Annotated in this window: 19 protein-coding genes; 16 read left to right on the top strand and 3 right to left on the bottom strand. The window is 54.0% G+C overall.

Annotated elements, in window-relative coordinates:
• The first annotated feature begins 60 nt into the window (after window positions 1-60).
• The 4 genes from ACOOGA_RS04845 to mmsB all read left to right on the top strand — a co-directional run bounded on the left by ACOOGA_RS04845 (window position 61) and on the right by mmsB (window position 6,073).
• The gene (locus tag ACOOGA_RS04845) at window positions 61-2,865 is read left to right on the top strand and encodes a M16 family metallopeptidase (protein WP_420429723.1); all 2,805 of its coding nucleotides are present in this window, start codon (window positions 61-63) and stop codon (window positions 2,863-2,865) included.
• 64 nt (window positions 2,866-2,929) lie between these two features.
• The gene (locus ACOOGA_RS04840) at window positions 2,930-4,111 is read left to right on the top strand and encodes an acyl-CoA dehydrogenase family protein (protein WP_420429721.1); all 1,182 of its coding nucleotides are present in this window, start codon (window positions 2,930-2,932) and stop codon (window positions 4,109-4,111) included.
• A gap of 2 nt (window positions 4,112-4,113) precedes the next feature.
• Window positions 4,114-5,166, top strand: a complete 1,053-nt coding sequence (locus ACOOGA_RS04835; protein WP_420429719.1) for an enoyl-CoA hydratase/isomerase family protein — start codon at window positions 4,114-4,116, stop codon at window positions 5,164-5,166.
• A gap of 16 nt (window positions 5,167-5,182) precedes the next feature.
• Complete coding sequence (gene mmsB / locus ACOOGA_RS04830) at window positions 5,183-6,073, top strand: 3-hydroxyisobutyrate dehydrogenase (protein ID WP_420429717.1); 891 nt, start codon at window positions 5,183-5,185, stop codon at window positions 6,071-6,073.
• A gap of 72 nt (window positions 6,074-6,145) precedes the next feature.
• Here mmsB and ACOOGA_RS04825 read toward each other — a convergent pair whose 3' ends face one another.
• The gene (locus ACOOGA_RS04825; protein WP_420429715.1) at window positions 6,146-6,868 is read right to left on the bottom strand and encodes a LuxR C-terminal-related transcriptional regulator; all 723 of its coding nucleotides are present in this window, start codon (window positions 6,866-6,868) and stop codon (window positions 6,146-6,148) included.
• 287 nt (window positions 6,869-7,155) lie between these two features.
• On the opposite strand from ACOOGA_RS04825, the gene ACOOGA_RS04820 reads away from it, so the two are divergent.
• The 4 genes from ACOOGA_RS04820 to astB all read left to right on the top strand — a co-directional run bounded on the left by ACOOGA_RS04820 (window position 7,156) and on the right by astB (window position 12,389).
• Window positions 7,156-8,415: a hydrolase gene (locus ACOOGA_RS04820; protein ID WP_420429713.1), complete on the top strand. Its 1,260-nt coding sequence runs from the start codon at window positions 7,156-7,158 to the stop codon at window positions 8,413-8,415.
• Window positions 8,416-8,524: 109 nt separating this feature from the next.
• Window positions 8,525-9,571, top strand: a complete 1,047-nt coding sequence (locus ACOOGA_RS04815) for an arginine N-succinyltransferase (RefSeq protein WP_420429711.1) — start codon at window positions 8,525-8,527, stop codon at window positions 9,569-9,571.
• A 5-nt stretch (window positions 9,572-9,576) separates the two neighbouring features.
• Window positions 9,577-11,055 (top strand): succinylglutamate-semialdehyde dehydrogenase, encoded by a 1,479-nt coding sequence (gene astD / locus ACOOGA_RS04810; RefSeq protein WP_420429709.1) that lies wholly within the window; start codon window positions 9,577-9,579, stop codon window positions 11,053-11,055.
• Window positions 11,055-12,389 carry an N-succinylarginine dihydrolase gene (gene astB, locus ACOOGA_RS04805; RefSeq protein WP_420429707.1) on the top strand — a complete coding sequence of 445 codons (1,335 nt, stop codon included), beginning with the start codon at window positions 11,055-11,057 and terminating at the stop codon, window positions 12,387-12,389. The genes astD and astB overlap by 1 nt, the downstream gene beginning before the upstream one ends.
• A 14-nt stretch (window positions 12,390-12,403) precedes the next feature.
• Here astB and ACOOGA_RS04800 read toward each other — a convergent pair whose 3' ends face one another.
• On the bottom strand, window positions 12,404-13,000 hold the full coding sequence (locus ACOOGA_RS04800) for a PAS domain-containing protein (RefSeq protein ID WP_420429705.1): 597 nt from the start codon (window positions 12,998-13,000) through the stop codon (window positions 12,404-12,406).
• A gap of 356 nt (window positions 13,001-13,356) precedes the next feature.
• On the opposite strand from ACOOGA_RS04800, the gene msrP reads away from it, so the two are divergent.
• Window positions 13,357-14,325, top strand: a complete 969-nt coding sequence (msrP, locus tag ACOOGA_RS04795; RefSeq protein WP_420429703.1) for a protein-methionine-sulfoxide reductase catalytic subunit MsrP — start codon at window positions 13,357-13,359, stop codon at window positions 14,323-14,325.
• Entirely contained in the window at window positions 14,325-14,957 is a 633-nt protein-coding gene (locus ACOOGA_RS04790; protein ID WP_420429701.1) for a sulfite oxidase heme-binding subunit YedZ, read from the top strand. Before msrP ends, ACOOGA_RS04790 begins: the two co-directional genes overlap by 1 nt.
• A 19-nt stretch (window positions 14,958-14,976) precedes the next feature.
• On the opposite strand, the gene ACOOGA_RS04785 is transcribed toward ACOOGA_RS04790, so the two are convergent.
• Window positions 14,977-15,429: a MaoC family dehydratase gene (locus ACOOGA_RS04785; protein ID WP_417460510.1), complete on the bottom strand. Its 453-nt coding sequence runs from the start codon at window positions 15,427-15,429 to the stop codon at window positions 14,977-14,979.
• 176 nt (window positions 15,430-15,605) lie between these two features.
• Here ACOOGA_RS04785 and ACOOGA_RS04780 point away from each other — a divergent pair, with 176 nt between their 5' ends.
• The 6 genes from ACOOGA_RS04780 (at window position 15,606) to ACOOGA_RS04755 (ending at window position 20,449) form a co-directional block, all read left to right on the top strand.
• The gene (locus tag ACOOGA_RS04780; protein ID WP_420429699.1) at window positions 15,606-15,953 is read left to right on the top strand and encodes a CidA/LrgA family protein; all 348 of its coding nucleotides are present in this window, start codon (window positions 15,606-15,608) and stop codon (window positions 15,951-15,953) included.
• A complete protein-coding gene (locus tag ACOOGA_RS04775; RefSeq protein WP_420429697.1) occupies window positions 15,950-16,630 on the top strand; it encodes an LrgB family protein in 681 nt (226 codons plus the stop codon). The genes ACOOGA_RS04780 and ACOOGA_RS04775 overlap by 4 nt, the downstream gene beginning before the upstream one ends.
• A 42-nt stretch (window positions 16,631-16,672) precedes the next feature.
• Window positions 16,673-17,593, top strand: coding sequence for a DUF3108 domain-containing protein (locus ACOOGA_RS04770; protein ID WP_420429695.1), 921 nt, complete (start codon window positions 16,673-16,675; stop codon window positions 17,591-17,593).
• A 100-nt stretch (window positions 17,594-17,693) separates the two neighbouring features.
• A complete protein-coding gene (locus ACOOGA_RS04765; protein WP_420429693.1) occupies window positions 17,694-18,998 on the top strand; it encodes an amidohydrolase family protein in 1,305 nt (434 codons plus the stop codon).
• 96 nt (window positions 18,999-19,094) lie between these two features.
• Window positions 19,095-19,748 carry a hypothetical protein gene (locus ACOOGA_RS04760; RefSeq protein WP_420429691.1) on the top strand — a complete coding sequence of 218 codons (654 nt, stop codon included), beginning with the start codon at window positions 19,095-19,097 and terminating at the stop codon, window positions 19,746-19,748.
• A gap of 56 nt (window positions 19,749-19,804) precedes the next feature.
• Window positions 19,805-20,449: a hypothetical protein gene (locus ACOOGA_RS04755; RefSeq protein WP_420429689.1), complete on the top strand. Its 645-nt coding sequence runs from the start codon at window positions 19,805-19,807 to the stop codon at window positions 20,447-20,449.
• The last annotated feature ends 9 nt before the right edge of the window (window positions 20,450-20,458 follow it).

Below are 20,458 nucleotides of genomic sequence, written 5' to 3'. Positions count from 1 at the left end.
CTGCCTTTGTGACTATCCGCAAAATGCACGCTGTGCCTTTTGCCTTGAACACGCGGGGAGATGATTCTCATGATGATTAGAAACTTTATTGTCGGGGCTGCTGTCATGACGGCGCTGGTTTCGTGCCAGGCGCAAGACGGCGGCGCGAAAACCGAAAAAGAACAACCGGTTGTGGATACCAGTGTCGACCTGAAGGTCGAAATTCCATTCGAGAAATTTACGCTCGATAATGGGCTTCGTGTCATTGTGCACGAGGACCGCAAAGCGCCAATCGTTGCGGTTGGGGTTTGGTATCACGTGGGCTCCAAGGACGAGCCGACGGGTAAAACCGGTTTTGCCCATCTTTTTGAGCACTTGATGTTCAATGGATCCGAAAATTATAACGACGAATTTTTCAAGCCGTTCGACGCAGTGGGTGCCACCAATATGAACGGCACCACATGGTTTGACCGCACCAACTATTTCCAGAACGTGCCGACACCTGCGCTTGATATGGCGCTGTGGATGGAATCTGACCGGATGGGGCACCTGCTGGGCGCTGTTACCCAGGAAAAGCTGGATAACCAGATCGGTGTTGTACAGAACGAAAAACGCCAGGGCGACAACGCACCATATGGCCTTGTGGAATACCGCCAACTTGAGGGCTTGTTCCCTGTTGGCCACCCTTATCGTCATTCCACAATTGGGTCGATGGAAGACCTTTCCGCCGCGTCGCTGGACGATGTGAAAGATTGGTTCAGGGAATATTACGGCGCCGCTAACACAGTGATTGTACTGGCTGGTGATATCGACGCGGCAACAGCAAAGCCGTTGATGGAAAAATATTTTGGTGACATTGAAGCAGGCCCGCCGCTGAAGCAGCATAAAGCCTGGGTGCCTACCCGCGTGAACAACACCGTTGAAGAGATGGTGGACCAGAAAGCCCCGCAGGTGCGCATCTACCGCAATTGGGCAGTGGCACCGCGCACAGATTTGACGACCGCTGAAATGTTCCTTGCTGCTGACCTTCTGGGCGGCGGCAAAAATTCGCGCCTTTATCAGGCGCTGGTTTACCAAAACCAACTGGCCGTTAGCGTGAGCGTCAGCATGCAGCCCTTTGAATTGGCGTCCATGTTTGAAATTCAGGCCACACTGAAGCCAGGCGCTGATGAAGCGGAAGTCGAGCGTTTGATCAATGCTGAGATGGATAAATTCCTCAAGGAAGGCCCAACAAACGAAGAATTGAAGCGGGTGAAAACCAGCGTTCTGGCAAACCAAGTGCGGGGGCTGGAGCAGATTGGTGGATTTAGTGGCAAAGGCACAGCGCTTGCGCGTGGGGAACTGTATGCGGGCGATGCTGGCTTTTATGCAAAAACCATCGATCAGTTGAACCATGCAAGTGCAGCAGACGTGAAGAATGTTGCCAACAAATGGCTTGGGCAAGGTTATTACCAGCTAACCGTGCGGCCTTATCCTGAGTATAAAACCGTGGCATCGGAAGTTGACCGTTCCAAAGGCTTGCCTGAGGTTGGTGAACTGCCGGACCTGACGTTCCCCGCAATTGAGGAAGCAACGCTCAAGAACGGCATGCGTGTTGTGGTGGCAAACCGCCCAACGGTTCCGATCGTGACAACGGCGATGCAGTTTGATGCAGGCTATGCGGCAGACGCAGGCCGGGCACTGGGCACAGCCAGTTTTGCGCTTGCCATGCTGGATGAAGGCACCACGTCTCGTTCCGCGCTTGAGATTTCTGCTGAGGCAGAAGGCCTTGGTGCAAACCTCTCAACCGGCTCCAACCTGGATATGAGCACGGTTACGCTCTCAGCCTTGAAACCAAACCTTGATGCATCGCTCGCGCTTGCGTCCGATGTGGTGCGTAACCCGGCGTTTGATCAGGGTGAGATGGACCGCCTACGTCAGCGTTGGATCCAGTCTATCGCGCAGGAAAAGGCGCAACCTGTGCAGCTCGCACTGCGCACGCTCCCAGCCATACTGTACGGTGAAGGCCACAGCTATAGTGTGCCTTACACTGGCTCTGGCACTGAAGCCGCGATTGAAGGCCTCAGCCGTGATGACCTTGTGAAGTTCCACACCGACTGGATACGGCCTGATAACGCCACCATCTTCATGGTAGGTGATATCACCCTTGCGGAAGCAACAGCATCGCTTGAAAAAGCGTTTGGTGACTGGTCTGCGCCAGCAACACCGGTTCCGGCCAAGAATATCACCGATGCTGACCTGCCGTCTGAAGGCCGGGTGATTATCATGGACAAGCCAGGCTCACCGCAGTCCCTTATTCTGGCCGGTCATCTGTATCCGTCAACAGGTAGCGATACCTACATGACACAGGAAATGGCCAGCAGCATTTTGGGTGGTGAGTTCACATCACGCGTGAATATGAACCTGCGTGAAGACAAGGGCTGGGCTTATGGTGCCTATACCTTCACAACCGATGCCCGTGGGCAGCGTATGTGGCTTGTTTATGCGCCGGTACAGACGGACAAAACCAAAGATTCGATAGCGGAACTCAATAAAGAGTTTGCGGCCTATCTTGGTGATCGTCCTGCCACGCAGGAGGAGCTATCGCTGTTTGTTGCAAAACAAACCAACAGCCTGCCAGGTGATTTTGAAACAGCGGGGGCCGTGCTTGGTAGCCTTCTGTCAAACAATCGCTTTGGCCGTTCGAACGACTATGTACCTGGCCTGAAGGCGAAGTATGAGGCGCTTGATATCGATGCGATCAAGGCTGAGGCCAAAGCAAACATTCACCCAGATCAACTGGTGTGGCTGATTGTGGGCGACCGCGCGCAGATCGAGGCTGGCATTCGTGAGCTTGGCCTTGGCGATCTCGAGGTTTGGGACGCTAATGGCAACAAGCTGAACTAAAGCGTTTCGGGCGGGGTGTTGGCCCCGCCCGTTACCCCGCAGATTGGGCCTGCGGGGTATATGTATGTATCTCTCCTGCCGATTATTTGTAACCAAGGGGGTAGTCTTGGACTTTTCACTAAATGAAGATCAGCGCGCCATTCAGGAAATGGCACGTACTTTCACGGCGGATATGATCACGCCAGAAGCCCACAAGTGGGATGAAGACAAGGTGTGGCCTGTGGAAGTGGCGAAAGCCGCTGGCGAGTTGGGTTTTGGTAGCATTTATGTCTCGGAAGAGGGCGGGGGCTGTGGCCTCAGTCGTGTGGAAAGCGTGCTGATTTTTGAGCAGCTTTCACAGGGCTGTCCGTCAACTGCCGCGATGATCTCGATCCACAACATGGCAACTTGGATGATCGATTGTTTTGGCAACGATGAGCAGCGCGAGCGCTTTGTGGGTGATCTGGCGACACTCCAGAAAATGGCCAGTTATTGCCTGACAGAACCCGGTGCCGGGTCCGATGCAGCAAGCCTCAAGACCAAAGCCGTTAGAGACGGTGATGACTATGTGTTGAACGGTGCCAAGGCTTTTATATCCGGCGGCGGCGAGAGCGACGTTTATGTGGTGATGGCACGTACGTCCGATGACGGTGCCAAGGGCATCAGCTGTTTCATCGTTGAGAAGAGCACCGAGGGCCTCTCATTCGGCGCGCAGGAAAAGAAGATGGGATGGCATAGCCAACCTACCTCTGCCGTTATGTTTGATGACTGCCGCATCCCGGCCGCAAATCTTGTCGGGGAAGAGGGGCAGGGTTTCAAGATCGCCATGCAGGGCCTTGATGGTGGGCGGTTGAACATTGCCGCGTGCTCGCTTGGTGGTGCGCAGCGCGCCCTTGATGAGGCGGTTACCTACACAAAAGATCGTAAGCAGTTTGGTCGTGCGATAGCGGATTTTCAAGCGACCCAGTTCCGTCTTGCAGATATGGCGACCGAGCTTGAGGCAGCGCGGCTCCTTCTCTATTCGGCAGCGCAGAAGGTTACCAATAAAGCACACGACGCAGCCTCGGCGGCTGCCATGGCAAAACGTTTTGTGACCGATGTGGGCTTTGACGTAACCAATGCCTCGCTGCAATTGCATGGCGGGTACGGCTATCTGCAGGATTATCCGATAGAGCGCATTTTGCGTGACCTGCGTGTGCATCAAATCCTTGAAGGTACAAACGAGATTATGCGCGTGGTGATTTCCCGGGCGCTGTTGAAGGACTGATTATGAGTGACCCAGAAGTATCGTTTGAAACACGTGGCAACATTGGCCTTGTTACACTGAACCGGCCGCGTGCGCTCAACAGCCTGACCCATAATATGGCGGTTGAGCTGAAGCGTCAGCTGGACGAGTGGGCGATCATGCCTTCGGTGCAGGCTGTTGTAGTGGTGGGCGCGGGCGATAAAGCCTTCTGCGCCGGTGGCGATGTCGTGAAAGTCACCCAGTCCTACAAGGCAGGCACAACGGAATGGCGCGACTTCTTCCATGACGAATACCTGATGAATATCGCCATTGATGAGTTTCCCAAACCCTACATCAGCTTTGTTGACGGCATCACCATGGGCGGCGGAGTTGGTGTCTCGATCCCCGGTGATTTGTGGGTTGCGACCGAAAAAACCTTGTTCGCCATGCCGGAAACCGGGCTGGGCTTATTCCCGGATGTAGGGGGGGGCTGGTTCCTGCCCAGATTGCCGGGTGAAACGGGCATGTATCTGGCTCTTACCGGCGCGCGCATCAAGGCGCCCGACCTCTATGCCCTTGGTATTGCAAGTCATGTGATTGGCTCAAGCCAGGTTGAGGATGTGATTGTGGCGCTTGCGGGCACTGAGATCAAGAGCCTCGATGATGCAAAAGAAGTGCTGGACCGTTTTCATACCGACCCGGAACCCGCGCCGCTGGCGGAAGTGATGGACGACATCGACAGTGCCTTCTCTGGTGTACGGGTCGAAGAGATATTAGAGGCGCTTGAGTTGGATGCTAGCGAATGGGCGAAAAAGCAGCACAAGATACTGATGAGCAAATCACCCACTAGTCTGAAGTTGACTTTTGCGCAGCTGCGGCGTGGTGAAGTGTTGGAAAACTTCCGCGACAACATGCGCATGGAATACCGCATGGTGAACCGTGTGATGGAAGGTAATGATTTCTTTGAGGGTGTACGCGCGATCCTGATTGACAGGGATAACGCGCCTGTCTGGTCACCTAACGCGCTCGACCGCGTTAAAGACACAGAGATTGATCGCTATTTTACAAGCCTTGATGCGCTTGAACTGAAAATTTGAGTTGGGAGGAAAAAGAATGACCACTGTTGCATTTATTGGCCTTGGAAATATGGGCCTGCCAATGTCAAAAAACCTGCTTGGCGCCCAAATGGTGGTGCGGGGTTTTGACCTTTCTGCCGATGCTCTGGATGGGCTGCGCGGCGCAGGCGGTGAAGGCTTTATCAGCGTTGGTGAGGCCGTAAAAGGTGCTGACGTGGTTATCACCATGCTGCCTTCGGGTGCCATTGTGAAAGGCGTTTACGAAGGCGAGGACGGCGTGCTGGAAAACGCAAAAGAAGGTGCGCTGTTGATCGATAGCTCAACCATCGACGTGGATACCGCACGCGCGGTTGCAGAGGCTGCGAGCACGAAAGGTTTCGAGATGGTGGACGCCCCCGTCTCTGGCGGTGTGGGCGGCGCAGCCGCAGGTACGCTTGCCTTTATGGTGGGCGGCACAGATACGGCGTTTGAGCGTGCGAAGTCAGTGCTTGAACCAATGGCCGGCAAGATTGTGCATTGTGGGCCGTCAGGTAACGGGCAGGCCGCGAAGGTATGTAACAACATGCTGCTCGCTATTTCCATGATCGGGGTTTCGGAAGCGTTCAATCTTGGTCGGGCACTTGGGCTTGACGATCAGGTATTTTTTGATGTGGCTTCCAACGCGTCGGGCCAATGCTGGTCGTTAACGTCATATTGTCCTGTGCCGGGGCCTGTGCCCACGTCACCGGCCAACAATGACTATAAACCGGGCTTTGCAACGGCCTTGATGCTGAAGGACCTGAGGCTTGCCATGCAGGCGGTTTCGTCCGTCGCGGCAAATACACCCTTGGGTGCAAAGGCTGCCGAGATCTATACGGAAATGGATGAAAATGGCCATGGCGGTAAAGATTTTTCAGGGGTGCTCAAGCACCTCACCGGTGCGCTTTAGCAAGAGCCTGAAGAAAAACGCAAAAAGGGCTGCCAATTTGGCAGCCCTTTTTATTTGCTGATCAAAGCTTGATTAGCTCGCGTTCGCGTACATCCAGCTATCGCTTTGCGATGGACGCGGGTTTGCGTTTCCCACTGCGCCATACCTGATAACGGCTTGCGTGCGGTTGGAAACACCCAGCACCTTGAAGATCGCATGCATGTGCGCTTTCACCGTGCCTTCAGCAATGGAGAGGCGAGCAGCAATTTCCTTGTTGGGAAGGCCATCCGCAGCCATCGCCAGAATCTGTTTCTGACGGTAGGACAGGCGGCCAAGGTCGATGCTGTCGATTGCCGAGCGGTTTGGTGTTGCGTTTTCCTGGAAACGGTCAAACTCGTGCCGAAGAGCGCCGCGTACGTCCGGGCGAGATGGCTGGTTGGAAACGGAACCAAAACCATCAAGGGGAAGTTTAAGCGCACGACGAATGGCTGTCACCATCTGCCCCACACTAGCGTTGCGAAGCACCGTAACCATATTGCCGAGATCGCCAACATTCTGGCCTTCACGGTCAAGCATAGCGACGAGCGCTGCGTCAGGATAAAGCCGTTGAACAAGACGAAGGCAATCAGCGCCGTCGTTGCCAAGGCTTGAAGGATGAACGACGATCAGGGACAGTTCGTCGTGGCTGGCAGTGCGTGCCAGAAATTCATGTTGGCTTCCAGCTTCCAGTATTTCCTGGAAGTTGCTGGAGACAGAAATGACCTCTTTCAGGGAAAGACGGATCAGTTCTTCGCCATCGACTATTAGTGCTTTCATTGTACAACCTCGCTGTTGATTTATATCCCATGACCTTTGCGGTTCTCTCTTAGGACAATCGAAAATATATGGCTCCTCATGGCTCTCATGTTTTTTTGTGAAAAAAGTTTAGCAACAAAGTGTTTGAACTTTGGTCCAATGCGGTGAAGCGAGTGGAAGATGCGGTGAGTTCCGTATGTTTTAGGCCTTTTATTTCCAAAGTTTAGGCGGCTTGACGCAAGGCTTGGGCTCCCTTACTCCTGAACTCAAGAGAATCATTCACCTCAAGCATTAAAAGTGGGGTCTTCATGTCATCGCCAATCACTATTCTGAACACAGACAAGCTGGCGCGGGAAGCACTTACCCGTATTGATAGCCGAGCTCAGGTGATGATTGATACCGTGATCGCGTGGTCGAAGGTAAACAGCGGCAGTCGCAACCTCGAAGGCCTCTCTCATATGGAGGATCTGGTGCTGGAGGCGTTCGCGCCGCTCAGCCCGGAAGTTGAACTGATCGAGCTGGATGACGGCGAAGCTGTGAATGAGGCCGGGCAGGTTGTCACCATAAAAAATGGCCGTACCATTCGCCTATTCAAGCGCCCACAGGCAAACCGCAAGGTTTTGATGACTGGGCATACCGATACGGTCTTCGCGAAAGACCACAACTTCCAGGAACCCGTGTGGCTGGATGATAATATACTGAATGGCCCGGGTGTGGCGGACATGAAGGGCGGTATCCTTGTGATGTTGAACGCCCTTCAGGCTTTTGAAGAAACACCACTGGCGGAACATGTGGGTTGGGAGATACTTCTCTCTCCTGACGAGGAAACCGGGTCGCTTGCGAGTGCCAAGATACTGGCTGAGCGGGCCAAGTCAGCGGATATCGGCCTTACTTACGAACCAGCGCTGGCTGACGGCACGCTCGCTGGCGCGCGGAAAGGCAGCGGGAACTACACCGTTGTTGTGCGCGGCAAAGCTGCACATGCGGGCCGTGAGTTTTATAACGGCCGCAACGCTGTGGTCGCGCTATCAAGCATTATCACGGCACTGGCTTCCCTTAGCGGCGAAAGGCCTGAAATGACGGTCAACCCTGCGGTGATAAAAGGGGGCATTGCACCAAATGTTGTGCCCGATATGGCGTGGTGCCGGTTTAACGTTCGGCTCAAGGAGCCGGAGGACGCCCAGTATTTTGAGCGCAAGGTCAGTGAAATAGTTGCCGCATGGGATGGTGTTGACGGGTACAGCGTGCAGCTTCACGGTGGCATCAATCGGCCGCCGAAAGCATTGAGCGATGCCAATATCCTTCTTATGGACGCGATTAAGTCGTGCGGTGCCGAGCTTGGTATCAGTGTGGATTATGTGCCAACAGGCGGTTGCTGTGAAGGCAATAACCTGGCGGCGGCAGGGCTGCCTAATGTCGATACGCTTGGTGTGCGCGGCGGTATGATCCACAGCGCGGATGAATTTGTTTGCGTGGACAGTTTCGCAGAAAGAGCTAAGCTGTCTGCACTGATTCTGATGGCCTTTGCGAGCGGAGAGCTCGACCATGTACTGAAGGCCAAGGGATGAGGCGCGTAGGAGGAATTTAGAACACGCGTTTCACTCCTTTCATGGCCGGTCGGCCATGAGGCAACCGGGGCCCTCACATGCTGCCCGGATCTAAAATGAGGAAAAACTCATGTTTGTGGTGCGACCAGCACGATTGCAAGATCTTGATGGATTGCAGGCGCTTGCCAAAAAAACCGGCACGGGCCTGACAACTTTACCTGACCACCGACCCACCCTTGAAAGCAAAATCCAAAATTCACTGGAGGCTTTTTCGTCTGAACCTGACCCAAAACAGATGCGAAGCTACCTTCTGGTGCTTGAGGACCTGTCAGACGGCACCATTGCGGGCACAAGTGCGCTGATCGTGGGTATCGGGCTTGATAAGCCGTTCTATAGCTACAGGCTTTTGCATCAAACCCAGATAAGCCATGAGCCAGAAATGCGTGTGGATACGGAGCTTCTGCAGCTCTCGAACGAGTTTATTGGCGCTACTGAGGTGGCAACCTTGTTTCTCGATCCTGACTACCGGCGTGACAATCTTGGCAAGTTGTTGGCGAAGGCACGTTATATGCTGATGGCAGCACACCCTGATCGCTTCCCTGACAGAGTAATCGCCGAAATTCGTGGCTGGGTAAACGAGGATCACCATTCACCATTTTGGGAGGCCATTGGCCGGCACTTCTTTGGTATGGATTTCAAAGAAGCTGATGAGATCAACGGGCGCGGTAACAGCCAGTTTATTGCTGACCTGATGCCCAAATTCCCAATCTATACCGCGCTCCTGACCGATAGGGCCCGTGAAGTAATCGGCAAGCCTCATGACGGCGCACGGCCTGCCATTCGCCTGTTGGAGAGGGAGGGGTTCCGCTTTTCCGGGTCAGTGGATATTTTTGACGGTGGACCAGTGATGGAAGCCCATAAGCGAGGGATATGGACCGGGCGCAAAAGCCTTACCGATGTGCTTGGTGGTACCGTTGAAGGCGAGGGGCACCATCCCAAGCATCTGGCTGTAAACCCTGCGATAGATAATTTCCGGGTGGTTTTGACGAATGTGGTGGAGGGGTCCAGCGGTGTCTGGTTGTCACATGACGCCGCAGGGGCGCTGGAACTGAAAACGGGCGATGCGGTTCGATTCGGGCCCTTGGCTCGCACCGAGACAACGCAGAGTGAGGAGTAGCGCGCATGACACATTATATTGGTAGTAAATGGCTTCCCGGTGACGGGGATGAGTTTCAGTCGTGCGACCCCTCAAATGGCAATGTGATTTGGAAAGGCAGGGAAGCGACCTCGGCACAAGTGGAAGCCGCTGTTGACGCGGCAACGGCGGCGTTTGACGGTTGGGCCATGACGGCCTTTGACGACCGGGTGGCTATTGTACGCGCCTATGCCAGGCTTGTTGCTGAGCGCAAAGCCGAGCTCGCAAAACTGATCGCGCAGGATGCAGGAAAAACGCTTTGGGACGCCACAGGCGAAGCAACGGCGATGGCGAATAAAGTGGAGATTTCTCTGACTGCCTATTCTGAGCGCACCGGGTTCAAGGAAGCTGTGAACGGGACTATTCGCTCAAAACTGTCACATCGTCCGCACGGTGTAATGGCAGTGTTTGGCCCCTACAACTTCCCAGGACACCTGCCAAACGGCCATATTGTGCCGGCGCTTATTGCAGGCAACACCATTGTATTTAAACCAAGCGAGATAACGCCTGCCGTTGCTGAGCTGATGGTGAAGCTTTGGGATGAGGCAGGGTTGCCAAAAGGGGTGCTTAATTTGGTGCAAGGTGGCCGCGATACCGGCGCGGCGCTTGCTAGCGCAAAAGGCATTGATGGGCTTCTTTTCACCGGAAGTGCCCGCACAGGCCTTGCTATCTCTCGCCAGCTTGTTGATCGGCCCGAGGTTATTCAGGCGCTGGAAATGGGCGGTAATAACCCATTGATCGTGCACAAGGTGAAGGACCAACAAGCGGCGGCACTGATGACCGTTCTGTCGACTTACATCAGTTCAGGTCAGCGCTGCACATGCGCACGCCGCCTTATTGTGCCTGTGGGAGCGGAAGGGGACGCATTTGTTGATGCCCTCCTTGAGGTCATTGACGGCATAACAGTTGGTGCTTGGGACGACGAGGAGCAAGCTTTCATGGGCCCTGTGGTAAGCGAAAGGGCGGCTAAGCAGGTACTGAAGGCTCAGGAACAGTTAGAGCAGGCCGGTGGCCGATCTCTTCGCCGTAGCGAGCAGCTTGAGCGCGGCCCAGCGTTCCTCACGCCAGGGCTTATTGATGTGACCGACGCGAAAGATAGGCCAGACGAAGAAGTGTTTGGCCCTCTCCTGCAGCTTATTCGTGTGGCTGACTTTGAAAGCGCAATCCGGGAAGCCAACAACACGCGATTTGGTCTTTCGTCAGGCCTGTTGTCAGACAGTCGCGCGCATTATGATCAGTTCTATCTTCGCGCAAAGGCAGGCATCGTGAACTGGAACCAGCAGCTTACGGGCGCTGCATCAACAGCGCCGTTTGGGGGCATTGGCCTTTCCGGCAACCATAGGCCGAGCGCGTATTATGCAGCGGACTATTGCGCCTATGGTGTGGCGACAATGGAGCAGGCCGAGGGTAAGGTCGCCGTTGGTGCGTTGCCCGCCGGGCTGAAACTCAAGGCGGGAGACGCGTAATGGCTTGGCGTGAAGTAAACTTCGATGGCATCGTCGGCCCAACCCACAACTATGCGGGGCTTTCCTACGGTAACGTAGCGTCGGCCAAAAACCGGGGGGGGATTGCAAACCCGCGCGAAGGTGTGTTGCAAGGCCTCGAGAAAGCCCGGCACCTGTTGAGCCTTGGCATGACACAGGGGGTATTGCCCCCGCATGACAGGCCAAGTTTGCGCGCGCTTCGTGCCCACGGTTTTACCGGTAGTGACCGGGAAATCCTTGAAAATGCTTGGGTTTCCAGCCCAGCGTTGGTGGCGAATGTGGCGTCGAGCGCAACCATGTGGACAGCAAATGCGGCTACCATTTCACCGTCCCCCGACACAGCGGACGGGCGCACACACTTTACCCCCGCGAACTTGGCCGCCATGTATCACCGATCGATCGAATGGCCGGTAACATCCCGTGTTCTCAAGACAATCTTCCCGGAAGGTGAGCGGTTTGCACACCATGATGCGCTGGAGGGCGGCACCCATCTGGGTGATGAGGGAGCGGCGAACCATAACCGGTTTTGTGATCACTATGGCGGTGAAGGTGTGGCGCTTTTCGTGTTTGGGCGTGGCGCGTTTGAAAACGCTTCTGATCTCACTTATCCGGGGCGTCAAACCCTTGAAGCCAGCCGTGCCGTTGCCCGTCAGCATGGCTTGCGGGACAAAAAGACCCTGTTTGTGCGTCAAAACCCTGTGGCGATCAATGCGGGTGCTTTCCACAATGATGTGGTGGCAGTCTCCAACCGCGACGTTTTCTTCTACCATGAAGATGCATTTGTGGACCCGGATGCGCTTGAGCGGGATATCTCGACGGCCATGGGCGATGTGCCCGTGCGCTTTGTCCGCGTTCTCCGGTCGGCGGTGCCACTTGCCGATGCCGTTAAAAGTTACCTGTTCAACAGTCAGTTGATCTCTACGCCTGACAGGGAGGGCATGACGCTTATCCTGCCATCTGAGGTCGCAGAAACGCCGTCCACCAAAGCCTATGTCGATGGCCTCTTGTCATCAGGCGGGCCGATCACCCATGCCGACTATTTGGAAGTGAGGCAAAGCATGCGCAATGGTGGCGGTCCGGCCTGCTTGCGGCTTCGGGTGGCCTTGTCAGGCGATGATATGAACGCTTTGGGCGCAAACACTGTGCTGAATGAAGGGCTGATAGAAACCCTTCAGGCTTGGGGACGTAGACATTATCGGGACCGGTTGGCGGCTGATGACCTCGGCGATCCATTGTTGATGGAAGAGAGTTTTGCAGCGCTGGACGAGCTTACCCAGATATTGAAGCTGGGCAGCATCTATGATTTTCAACAGTAATTAGGCGGGGAATTTTACCCGTTTGGGCGGGCGCTTCCATCATCGGGGGCGCCCGTCGCCTTCTCAGTCGGAACACCAGCGCCGATATCGAAAAAGCGGCGTTCTGCAAGGCGGGCTTTTTTGAAGTCTATATTGCCGAACTCCGCTTCCATCTGCTCGCCCTCAATCACAAAGCCTGTGCCTACAAAATAGCGGACGTTATGGAACGGGTCGATCAGCGGCAGTTGCACGGTGCGATAAATAAATGGCTTGTCCGCGAAATTGATCATGGACCGGGTTATCAGCCCGGCGCAGGGCTGTTCGCGTAAAGCCTTATAGTACATACGTTCGTCATGTACGAGTTCCGCGGGCGTCATATCAAAGATATTTTTGCCTGTCATATCAAGGCCGATAAGGCGGTCCAGAATAGTGCCAGCTTGCACAACAACCAAGGCGTCGTCGCCGTACCATTCGCTAAGAAAAACTTCAGGTAGTGAGCCGTTGATGCGCGCGGATGAAAAATCTGACCGTTTTGGACACACTGATCCAGCAGGACGCGGCAGGTTGAGCCAGAAACGGATCAACTCTTGCGTCGCCTTCGAATGGTGTAGCGTCTCCAACACGTTTTTCATTGAAAGTGCGGCCTTCAAATGTCTAACCCCCTGGCCAACTTTTTTGGCTGTCGTGTGCGTTCTTGTACCCAGCTTGTTCCTACCATTACTACTACACTTAAGTTTATAGCAGACAAGTGCGGCTGATGGCCAATTCGTCCTCCTTTTGGGCATGTCGTGCTCACACCGTATTAAGGCTCGAATTAGACTGGTTTTCACCTTTATAGATCAGATATTTGGGGAAGTCATAGGGTTTCGCAAGCCCAAAGGTTTGGAAATGGGGTTGGTGCTCGCTTCTTGTTCACACAGTTGGGACCAAGACGTGACTGGACCCATAGAGGCCAGATGGTAAGTTCAGCGTAACAGGAGAGCCAGACATGTTGATTAAATCACGAGCCAAATGGGAAGAACGCGAGAGCGCGATAACGCCGGAAAAAGTTTATCTGAACCGGCGGTCGTTCATGTCTGGTGCAGTAGGCGCAGCCTCGGTAATTGCAGCAGGTGGGGTGCTGGCAGATGCGGCGGTTGCATCCACGGAGCGGACGCTCAAGGAGCTGCAGGCCAAAACAACCTCTTTTGATCCGGGTGAAGCGCTGACCCCATTTGAAGCTGTAACCCAGTACAATAACTTTTATGAATTCGGCACCGGCAAGTCAGATCCGGCTGAAAATGCATGGCGGCTGCAACCCAAGCCCTGGATGGTGAAGGTTGATGGTATGGTAGACCGCCCCGGCATGTATGATTTTGACGACTTGATCGACATGAACGCGCTGGAGCAACGGATCTACCGGCTGCGGTGTGTTGAAGCATGGTCGATGGTCATCCCGTGGATAGGCATTCCGCTATCAAACATTCTCAGGAAAATCGAGCCACAGTCTGGCGCGAAATATGTCGCGTTTGAAACCCTGGCGGATAAAAAGCAGATGAACGGCGTGAAGAGCTTTTTCAACGTGCTTGATTGGCCATACAGGGAAGGCCTTCGTATGGACGAAGCGATGAACGACCTGGCCTTTATGGCAGTTGGTTTATACGGTGCGGAACTGCCCAATCAAAACGGCGCACCCATGCGGCTGGTAGTGCCGTGGAAGTATGGCTTCAAATCCATTAAGTCGATCGTGAGAATATCACTGACTGACAAGATGCCGGAAACGAGCTGGAACCTGTCTGCGCCACAGGAATACGGTTTTTATTCCAACGTGAACCCGGAAGTTGACCACCCACGCTGGAGCCAGAAGCAGGAGCGGCGGATCGGTGAGTTTGGGCGCCGCGAAACGCTGATGTTTAACGGCTATGGCGATATGGTTGCTGACCTGTATGCGGGCATGGATCTCAGGAAAAACTTCTGATGCAGGTTTCTGTTCGCGCTGTTCGCATGGTGGGTAAACCGCTGGTGTTTGCCACCGCTTTATTGCCAGCACTTTGGCTTGTGTATCAGTGGTGGTTGGCGTTTGGGGGTATGCCCCATGAGCTAGGCTTTAACCCCAACGAGACATCAAACCGCTTCTCAGGCGACTGGGCACTGAGGATGCTTTTGGTAACGCTGGCGATTACGCCGTTATCCCGCCTTTTTAGGGCACCAAAACTTCTGATGTTTCGCCGCATGATGGGGCTTTTTGCTTATTTTTACGTGTGTATGCATATGCTCAGCTACGTTTGGCTTGATATGCTCTTCAACTGGCCGGAATTGTGGGCTGATGTGCTGAAGCGCATCTATATAACCATCGGCATGGCGGCGTTTCTGCTGCTGACCCCGCTTGCCATCACCAGCACCAAAGGCATGGTGAAACGGCTGGGCGCTCGCCGCTGGCAGCGCCTGCATAAAGCGGTATATATAATAGCCCCACTGGCGATCATTCATTTCTTTATGATGCGCAAGGGATTGCAGCTAGAGCCGCTTGTTTACGGCGGTATTCTTGCTGTGCTTCTGTTGGCTAGGTTAATCCCGAAACGGAAAAAGCGGAAAGCGGCCGCCGTTTAAGAGTTGGCTAGGGTTGAGACTATTTACGGCGTTTTGCCACCATAACGTTGCCGCGCATGATCATCACCACATCCCCGTTCTGATTTTTCACATGATAGGTGGATTTCACTAACCCAATGTTGGGGCGCGACTGGCTTTCCCGTTTATCGGTCACTTCGCTTTCCAAGGTCAGAACATTGCCGGGAAAAACGGGTTTTTTCCATTCTATGCCGTCAATGCCGGGGGAGCCAAGGCCAGCAAAGCCGGTCTCCATCATGTGGTCAACCATCATACGCATCATCATGGCCGAGGTATGCCACCCGCTTGCGCAAAGTGCGCCGAAAACAGATTGTTTGGCGAATTCTTCATCAAGATGAAAGGGTTGTGGGTCGTATTTTGACGCAAAGTCGATCACTTCTTCTTTGGTGACTTCATAGGCTCCAAAAGCTTCCTTGTGTCCAACAATGAGATCTTCGTAGAAAATTTTGAACATGTTTTGCTCCCTGATTGTTGTGTGAATTGGTGCGCCGGGGGTGAGAAGTCAAGCAGCGAAAAGTTTTTGGTTTTGATGCGGTATGGCCAACCGCGTTATTCTGTTGTGCGAACATACTGCTACGCGATAGGTTTTGCATCCAGCCATGCGCAATATATCGGGAGGAAACTGGCTCAATGGTGAAGGTTGCTGGCGGGTTTGTCTTTTTTGCGCTTTTGGTTCTGGGGCTCGACGGTCTTTGCCAAGCGCTGGGACTCGCTATACCCACACCAATAGTTGTCATGGGTGTTCTTGCAATCTTTTTTGTCAGTCACGGCAAGGTGCCGGAGTTCATTGATGACACAGCGAACGCACTTTTCCGGATATTTCCACTCCTCTTCATTCCTGCCCTGGTGTCAATCATTACGCTCACGGACCTGATTGAAAGCCACTGGCTCGTTCTTTTGCTAGTGGTGACGGTAAGCAGCTTTTTGGGCCTTGCCGCCGCTGCGCTGGCATTTAAGGCCATGAGGCATGACAGATGACGAGTGTTATGCCTGCTACTTGGTTCGCCGCCACGGTTCTGCTTTTTGGCGTTGCTGATTTCATCTATCGCCGGGTTGGTGAAAAGGCCTGGGCCCACCCGACCCTGATGCCGACAGCAATTCTTATTCTGCTGTTCTCCTACCTTGATCTTGAGTTTGCTGCCTATCAGGCGGGCACGAAGGTGTTTGATCTGATGCTGGGGGCAGCGGTTGCCGCGCTTGCTGTGCCACTTTTCAACAGCCGAGAGGTTCTGGTGAAGGATAAAGCAGCTGTGATTGCCGCGACAGCGGCGGGTTCGATTGCCGGGGTATGTAGTGCACTGCTTATCACTTGGATGTTAGGTGCGCCTGCTGAATTGATGGCGAGTGTATCAACCAAATCGGTTACTACGCCGATAGCTGTTGTCGCGGCGCCTTCAATTGGAGGTGTGCCTGCGCTGGCAGCGGCCGTGGTGATCGTAACAGGTTTGGTGGTCGCCATATTTGGACCACCATTTCTAAAGATGCTGGGGTTAGATGATGAAGTAGGTCAGGGCGTGGCCTTGGGGACAGCTGGGCATGCCATCGGCATGGCTGAAGCAGTGAGACGGAGCGATATAATGGGGGCTGCTGCAGCCTTTTCAATGGCAGTAAACGGATTGGCAACGGCGTTGCTGTTGCCTCTGATCTGGTTGTAACGAGCTCAGGACGACTTGAGCCAAATAATAACGAGGGACAGCGTGCGATATTTTAAAACATTGGGGATAGTTTTGCTTTGTGGCTTGGCGTCTGCGGGCGTGAGCGCAGCGGAACGTATCGAGGCAACGTATAATTTTATCTGGAACGGGCTGGTGGTGTTCACAGCCGAAACGGTAGTGGAGCGTGACACGGTCTCCTATGCCGTTCAGATGGACGTGAGAACACGGGGCCTGATGCGCCTTTTCAGTAAAGGGCAGGGGCACATGGTTGCTGAGGGCACCCTCGGCCCTGACGGCAGTTATACGGCTCGCCGTTTCCTTTCAGAGGGGCGCTGGAGCGGCGACGACTACCGGAAAGAGATATTTTTCCTTGAGGATGGCAGCTTTAGCCACTGGGAACGGGATTGGCCGGAAGAATGGCTCGAAGATATCGAGCGTGAGCCTGTACCCGAGGATATGATGCGCGGCCCTGATGGTCTTTCGACCGTTATGGCCTTCATGCTCGGGCAATCGGTACTGGAAAATGTTGAAGAGCCGCTGAAGCATCGCGTGTTCGAAGGCGACCATGTCACCGAGGTTGGAATCATATGTGCGGTTGAGGATGGCTCTATAAAAGAAAGTCGCCATTCGCCAATGTCCGGCGCGGCGAGGAAATGTTGGTTTGACTCCAAGACGATTGCCGGTGAGGTCATAGAAACCGAGAAGCTGAAGGAGAAGCGCCTCCGTGAAGAAGAGAAGGCGCGCAAAAAGGCAGAGCGGTACCGCAAACGGCATCAAAATGACGACGATGAAGACGACGAAGAGGGCGAGAATGACCCGGATGGTTTGCCTATATGGTTTCAGGAGGTTAAGGAACTTGGTTTCGCTTTGCCTGTTCGTGCCGGGTTCAATACGGGCTGGGGCAAGGTACGCATGTATCTGAAAGAATTGAAAACTTCTGACGGTTTACATCTCGAGCCATAGGCCTGGTCACATTATCGTATCTCCGTTTGATTTTTCTGTCTTCTGTGACAGACTGCCGCCCAAGTTAAGATTTGGGTACAAAAATAAAAGGGGAGATGAGATGAAACGCTCACTTAAAATGGCGGTGGCTGCCGCTTTGTTGTCATCTGTTGCAGGTGGAACTTCCATCGCGGCGGACATCACTGTTATTCACGCCGGCGAGCTTTTGGCAGTGCCTGGCAAGGCACCGAAAAAGAGCCAAACCGTTGTTATTGAAGACGGCATGATCAAAGCTGTGGAAGACGGTTTTAAGGCTGCGGCCGACTATGGCGACGACGCCAAGCTGGTTGATCTTAAAGATAGTTTTGTTATGCCCGGCATGATGGACATGCATGTGCATATTCAAGGCGAGTTGAGCGCGAACGCAGATAGCAATGTCCTACGTTGGTCATCTGAAGATGTGGGCATGCATAGCGTCCATTTTGCAAACAAGACGTTGCAGGCGGGCTTCACCACGGTACGTAATCTGGGCGCTTCATCACCACAGCATATCTATGCACTGCGGGACGCCATCAAGCGGGGCTGGGTGGAAGGCCCCCGTATTGTGGCATCTGGCGGGGTATCGCCAACGGGCGGCCACGGTGACGTGGACGGCATGCGGCATGACCTGCTTGAGAAATATACCAGCAAAACCATCTGTGATGGGCCATTTGATTGCCGTCGCGCCGTGCGCGAAGCTGTGAAATATGGTGCGGATGTCATCAAGATCACGGCAACGGGTGGTGTGCTTTCAGACACAAACACCGGGACCGGCCAGCAAATGGCGGACGATGAACTCAAGGAAATTATGGACACAGCGCACAGCCTTGGCCGCAAGGTTGCAGCACATGCTCATGCAGCAGAGGGCATCAATGCAGCACTGCGCGCAGGCGTTGATAGCATCGAGCATGGTTCTTACGCGGACGCTGAATCCATCCGCCTGTTCAAGAAGGGCGGGGCCTATCTGGTGCCGACACTTCTGGCGGGTGATACCGTTGTAAATATGGCCAAAACCAGCAACTTCATGTCGGAAGACATCAAGTCTAAAGCGCTTCGTGTTGGCGGCGATATGATCGATAATTTCCAGGCGTCTTATAAAGCGGGTGTTAAAATCGCATATGGTACCGACAGCGGGGTTTCACGCCATGGGACCAATGCGCAGGAAGCGGTTCTCATGCACAAGGCAGGCATGACGCCGATGGACGTTCTGGTGTCTGCGACAGTGAATGCCGCAGACCTGATTGATATGACCGATAGCCTTGGCACGATCGAGGTTGGCAAGCATGCCGATATTATCGCAACTCACGGTAGCCCACTTGAGAATATTGAAGAACTTCTCGATGTTGACTTCGTGATGAAGGCTGGCAAACAGGTTAAAAAGCAGTAGCATAAGCGCCTGCAAATGCTATCCACTGGGGCGGTTCGTCGCCTCGGTGGAGCGTGTTTTCCCACAAGGTGGGACTTTGAGGAACCAAGTATCGGAATGGCCAAAAAAATTCAGGATTCAAGAGCCTTCTTGGGTGCCCTGGCGCTGCTGATTGTGGGCGCGATTATGGCGTTCAAAGTGGGCTTTTTCTTTGCGCCTGAGGTTTTTGGTTCTGGTGCGCTGACGTCCCGGTGGTGGTGGGAAATTGTTCTCAACCTCCAGATACTATGTCTGGCGTTCATGTGGTTTTGCCACCATAACCGCATGCAGCAGGGCGAGGGTAAGTGGCGTCTCCGTGCGATTTTCAACTTCATTGTCGGAATTATCTCGGTTTCCTATCCCGTAATCCTTCTGGTTGTTGGTGCATACTTCGACTGGTTCCGTGTGGCGCCTCCTGAGGGCTCAGTTGTGGTGCTTATGCTTGCGGGGATTGGCCTGTGGGCTATGGGGTCGTTTATAATGCCTGTCTTCACCGCAATGATTGTGGGGCGCCGCCATCTGGGCGCGGCGGGGGAAGCACTGGGGTTTAAACCTGTGGCCTGGGCCAAGACATTCTGGCCAACATTTGTGGTGGTGGGCCTTCTTGTTATCGAAGCGCTCAGGGATAGCGTAACGCTTTATATGTTTGTGCCCATTTTCATGTATATTCAGGGTGCCTTGCCCTATTTGAAGAAGGCCTATCATGCGTCGCCGCGCGATAGCGACATTTAAACACTTTCGTTACTTCTTCTGGGGTAGGCTAGGCAAAAGTGCTGGGGCTACCTTTATTGCGAATACGAATTTCAAATAACAGGTCTATTCTGACGGCTGTGGCCATGCTGCTCACCGGTGGCGTGCTAACGTCTATGTGCGGCGCGTATTTTACCACACTCACAGACGTAGGTTTCAGCCGCTCCCGCCTGTGGTGGGAGGTCGTGCTGAATGTCGAAATACTCTGTGCAGCTCTTGTGTGGTTCTCGTTTATTGAGCGGATCAAAAGTGCCGAAGGGCGCCGGTATTACGTGCGGCTGGCGCAGTGCTTTGTGGCCATGTTTGCCTCGCTCCTGCCGGTCTGGATCGCCATCGCGGGTGCAATACTTGGCTGGTTTACCAAACGACCCGATATATCGGCCATTAATTGGCTTATCGCCGTTTGCCTCGGGTTGTGGGCTTGCGGCGTTGCGTTGCCTTGGGTGGTGCAGGTGTCCATGGAGCGATCATTTCGTTTGCCTCCGTTCCTGAAAGGAGCCGGACCGTTCTCAACCGCGTTCAGGTTCAGTCCGCTCGTGCTTGTGGCAGGCCTCATATGGTGGCAGGAGACGACAGGCGGTTATCTGCATTATATCTACGCCCCCGTTCTCTTATATACCCAAGGGGCGCTGCCCTATCTGATGCGGTCGTTTCGTATTGTTGAGGGCACTGGTACTACTTAGTATCATGAT

Origin of the sequence: Kordiimonas sp. (assembly GCF_965216265.1) — a bacterium.
Classification (GTDB): domain Bacteria; phylum Pseudomonadota; class Alphaproteobacteria; order Sphingomonadales; family Kordiimonadaceae; genus Kordiimonas.
Note: the sequence above shows the minus strand (reverse complement) of the source record. Positions and strands in the feature narration are given on the sequence as shown.

Coding starts and splice junctions, on each gene's coding strand:
- ACOOGA_RS04785 (WP_417460510.1), bottom strand. CDS start 15,429: ATGTTCAAAATTTTCTACGAAGATCTCATTGTTGGACACAAGGAAGCT.
- ACOOGA_RS04835 (WP_420429719.1), top strand. CDS start 4,114: ATGAGTGACCCAGAAGTATCGTTTGAAACACGTGGCAACATTGGCCTT.
- ACOOGA_RS04760 (WP_420429691.1), top strand. CDS start 19,095: ATGGCCAAAAAAATTCAGGATTCAAGAGCCTTCTTGGGTGCCCTGGCG.
- ACOOGA_RS04820 (WP_420429713.1), top strand. CDS start 7,156: ATGTCATCGCCAATCACTATTCTGAACACAGACAAGCTGGCGCGGGAA.
- ACOOGA_RS04845 (WP_420429723.1), top strand. CDS start 61: ATGATTCTCATGATGATTAGAAACTTTATTGTCGGGGCTGCTGTCATG.
- ACOOGA_RS04800 (WP_420429705.1), bottom strand. CDS start 13,000: ATGAAAAACGTGTTGGAGACGCTACACCATTCGAAGGCGACGCAAGAG.
- ACOOGA_RS04765 (WP_420429693.1), top strand. CDS start 17,694: ATGAAACGCTCACTTAAAATGGCGGTGGCTGCCGCTTTGTTGTCATCT.
- ACOOGA_RS04825 (WP_420429715.1), bottom strand. CDS start 6,868: ATGAAAGCACTAATAGTCGATGGCGAAGAACTGATCCGTCTTTCCCTG.
- ACOOGA_RS04815 (WP_420429711.1), top strand. CDS start 8,525: ATGTTTGTGGTGCGACCAGCACGATTGCAAGATCTTGATGGATTGCAG.
- mmsB (WP_420429717.1), top strand. CDS start 5,183: ATGACCACTGTTGCATTTATTGGCCTTGGAAATATGGGCCTGCCAATG.
- astB (WP_420429707.1), top strand. CDS start 11,055: ATGGCTTGGCGTGAAGTAAACTTCGATGGCATCGTCGGCCCAACCCAC.
- astD (WP_420429709.1), top strand. CDS start 9,577: ATGACACATTATATTGGTAGTAAATGGCTTCCCGGTGACGGGGATGAG.
- ACOOGA_RS04840 (WP_420429721.1), top strand. CDS start 2,930: ATGTATCTCTCCTGCCGATTATTTGTAACCAAGGGGGTAGTCTTGGAC.
- ACOOGA_RS04780 (WP_420429699.1), top strand. CDS start 15,606: ATGGTGAAGGTTGCTGGCGGGTTTGTCTTTTTTGCGCTTTTGGTTCTG.
- msrP (WP_420429703.1), top strand. CDS start 13,357: ATGTTGATTAAATCACGAGCCAAATGGGAAGAACGCGAGAGCGCGATA.
- ACOOGA_RS04775 (WP_420429697.1), top strand. CDS start 15,950: ATGACGAGTGTTATGCCTGCTACTTGGTTCGCCGCCACGGTTCTGCTT.
- ACOOGA_RS04790 (WP_420429701.1), top strand. CDS start 14,325: ATGCAGGTTTCTGTTCGCGCTGTTCGCATGGTGGGTAAACCGCTGGTG.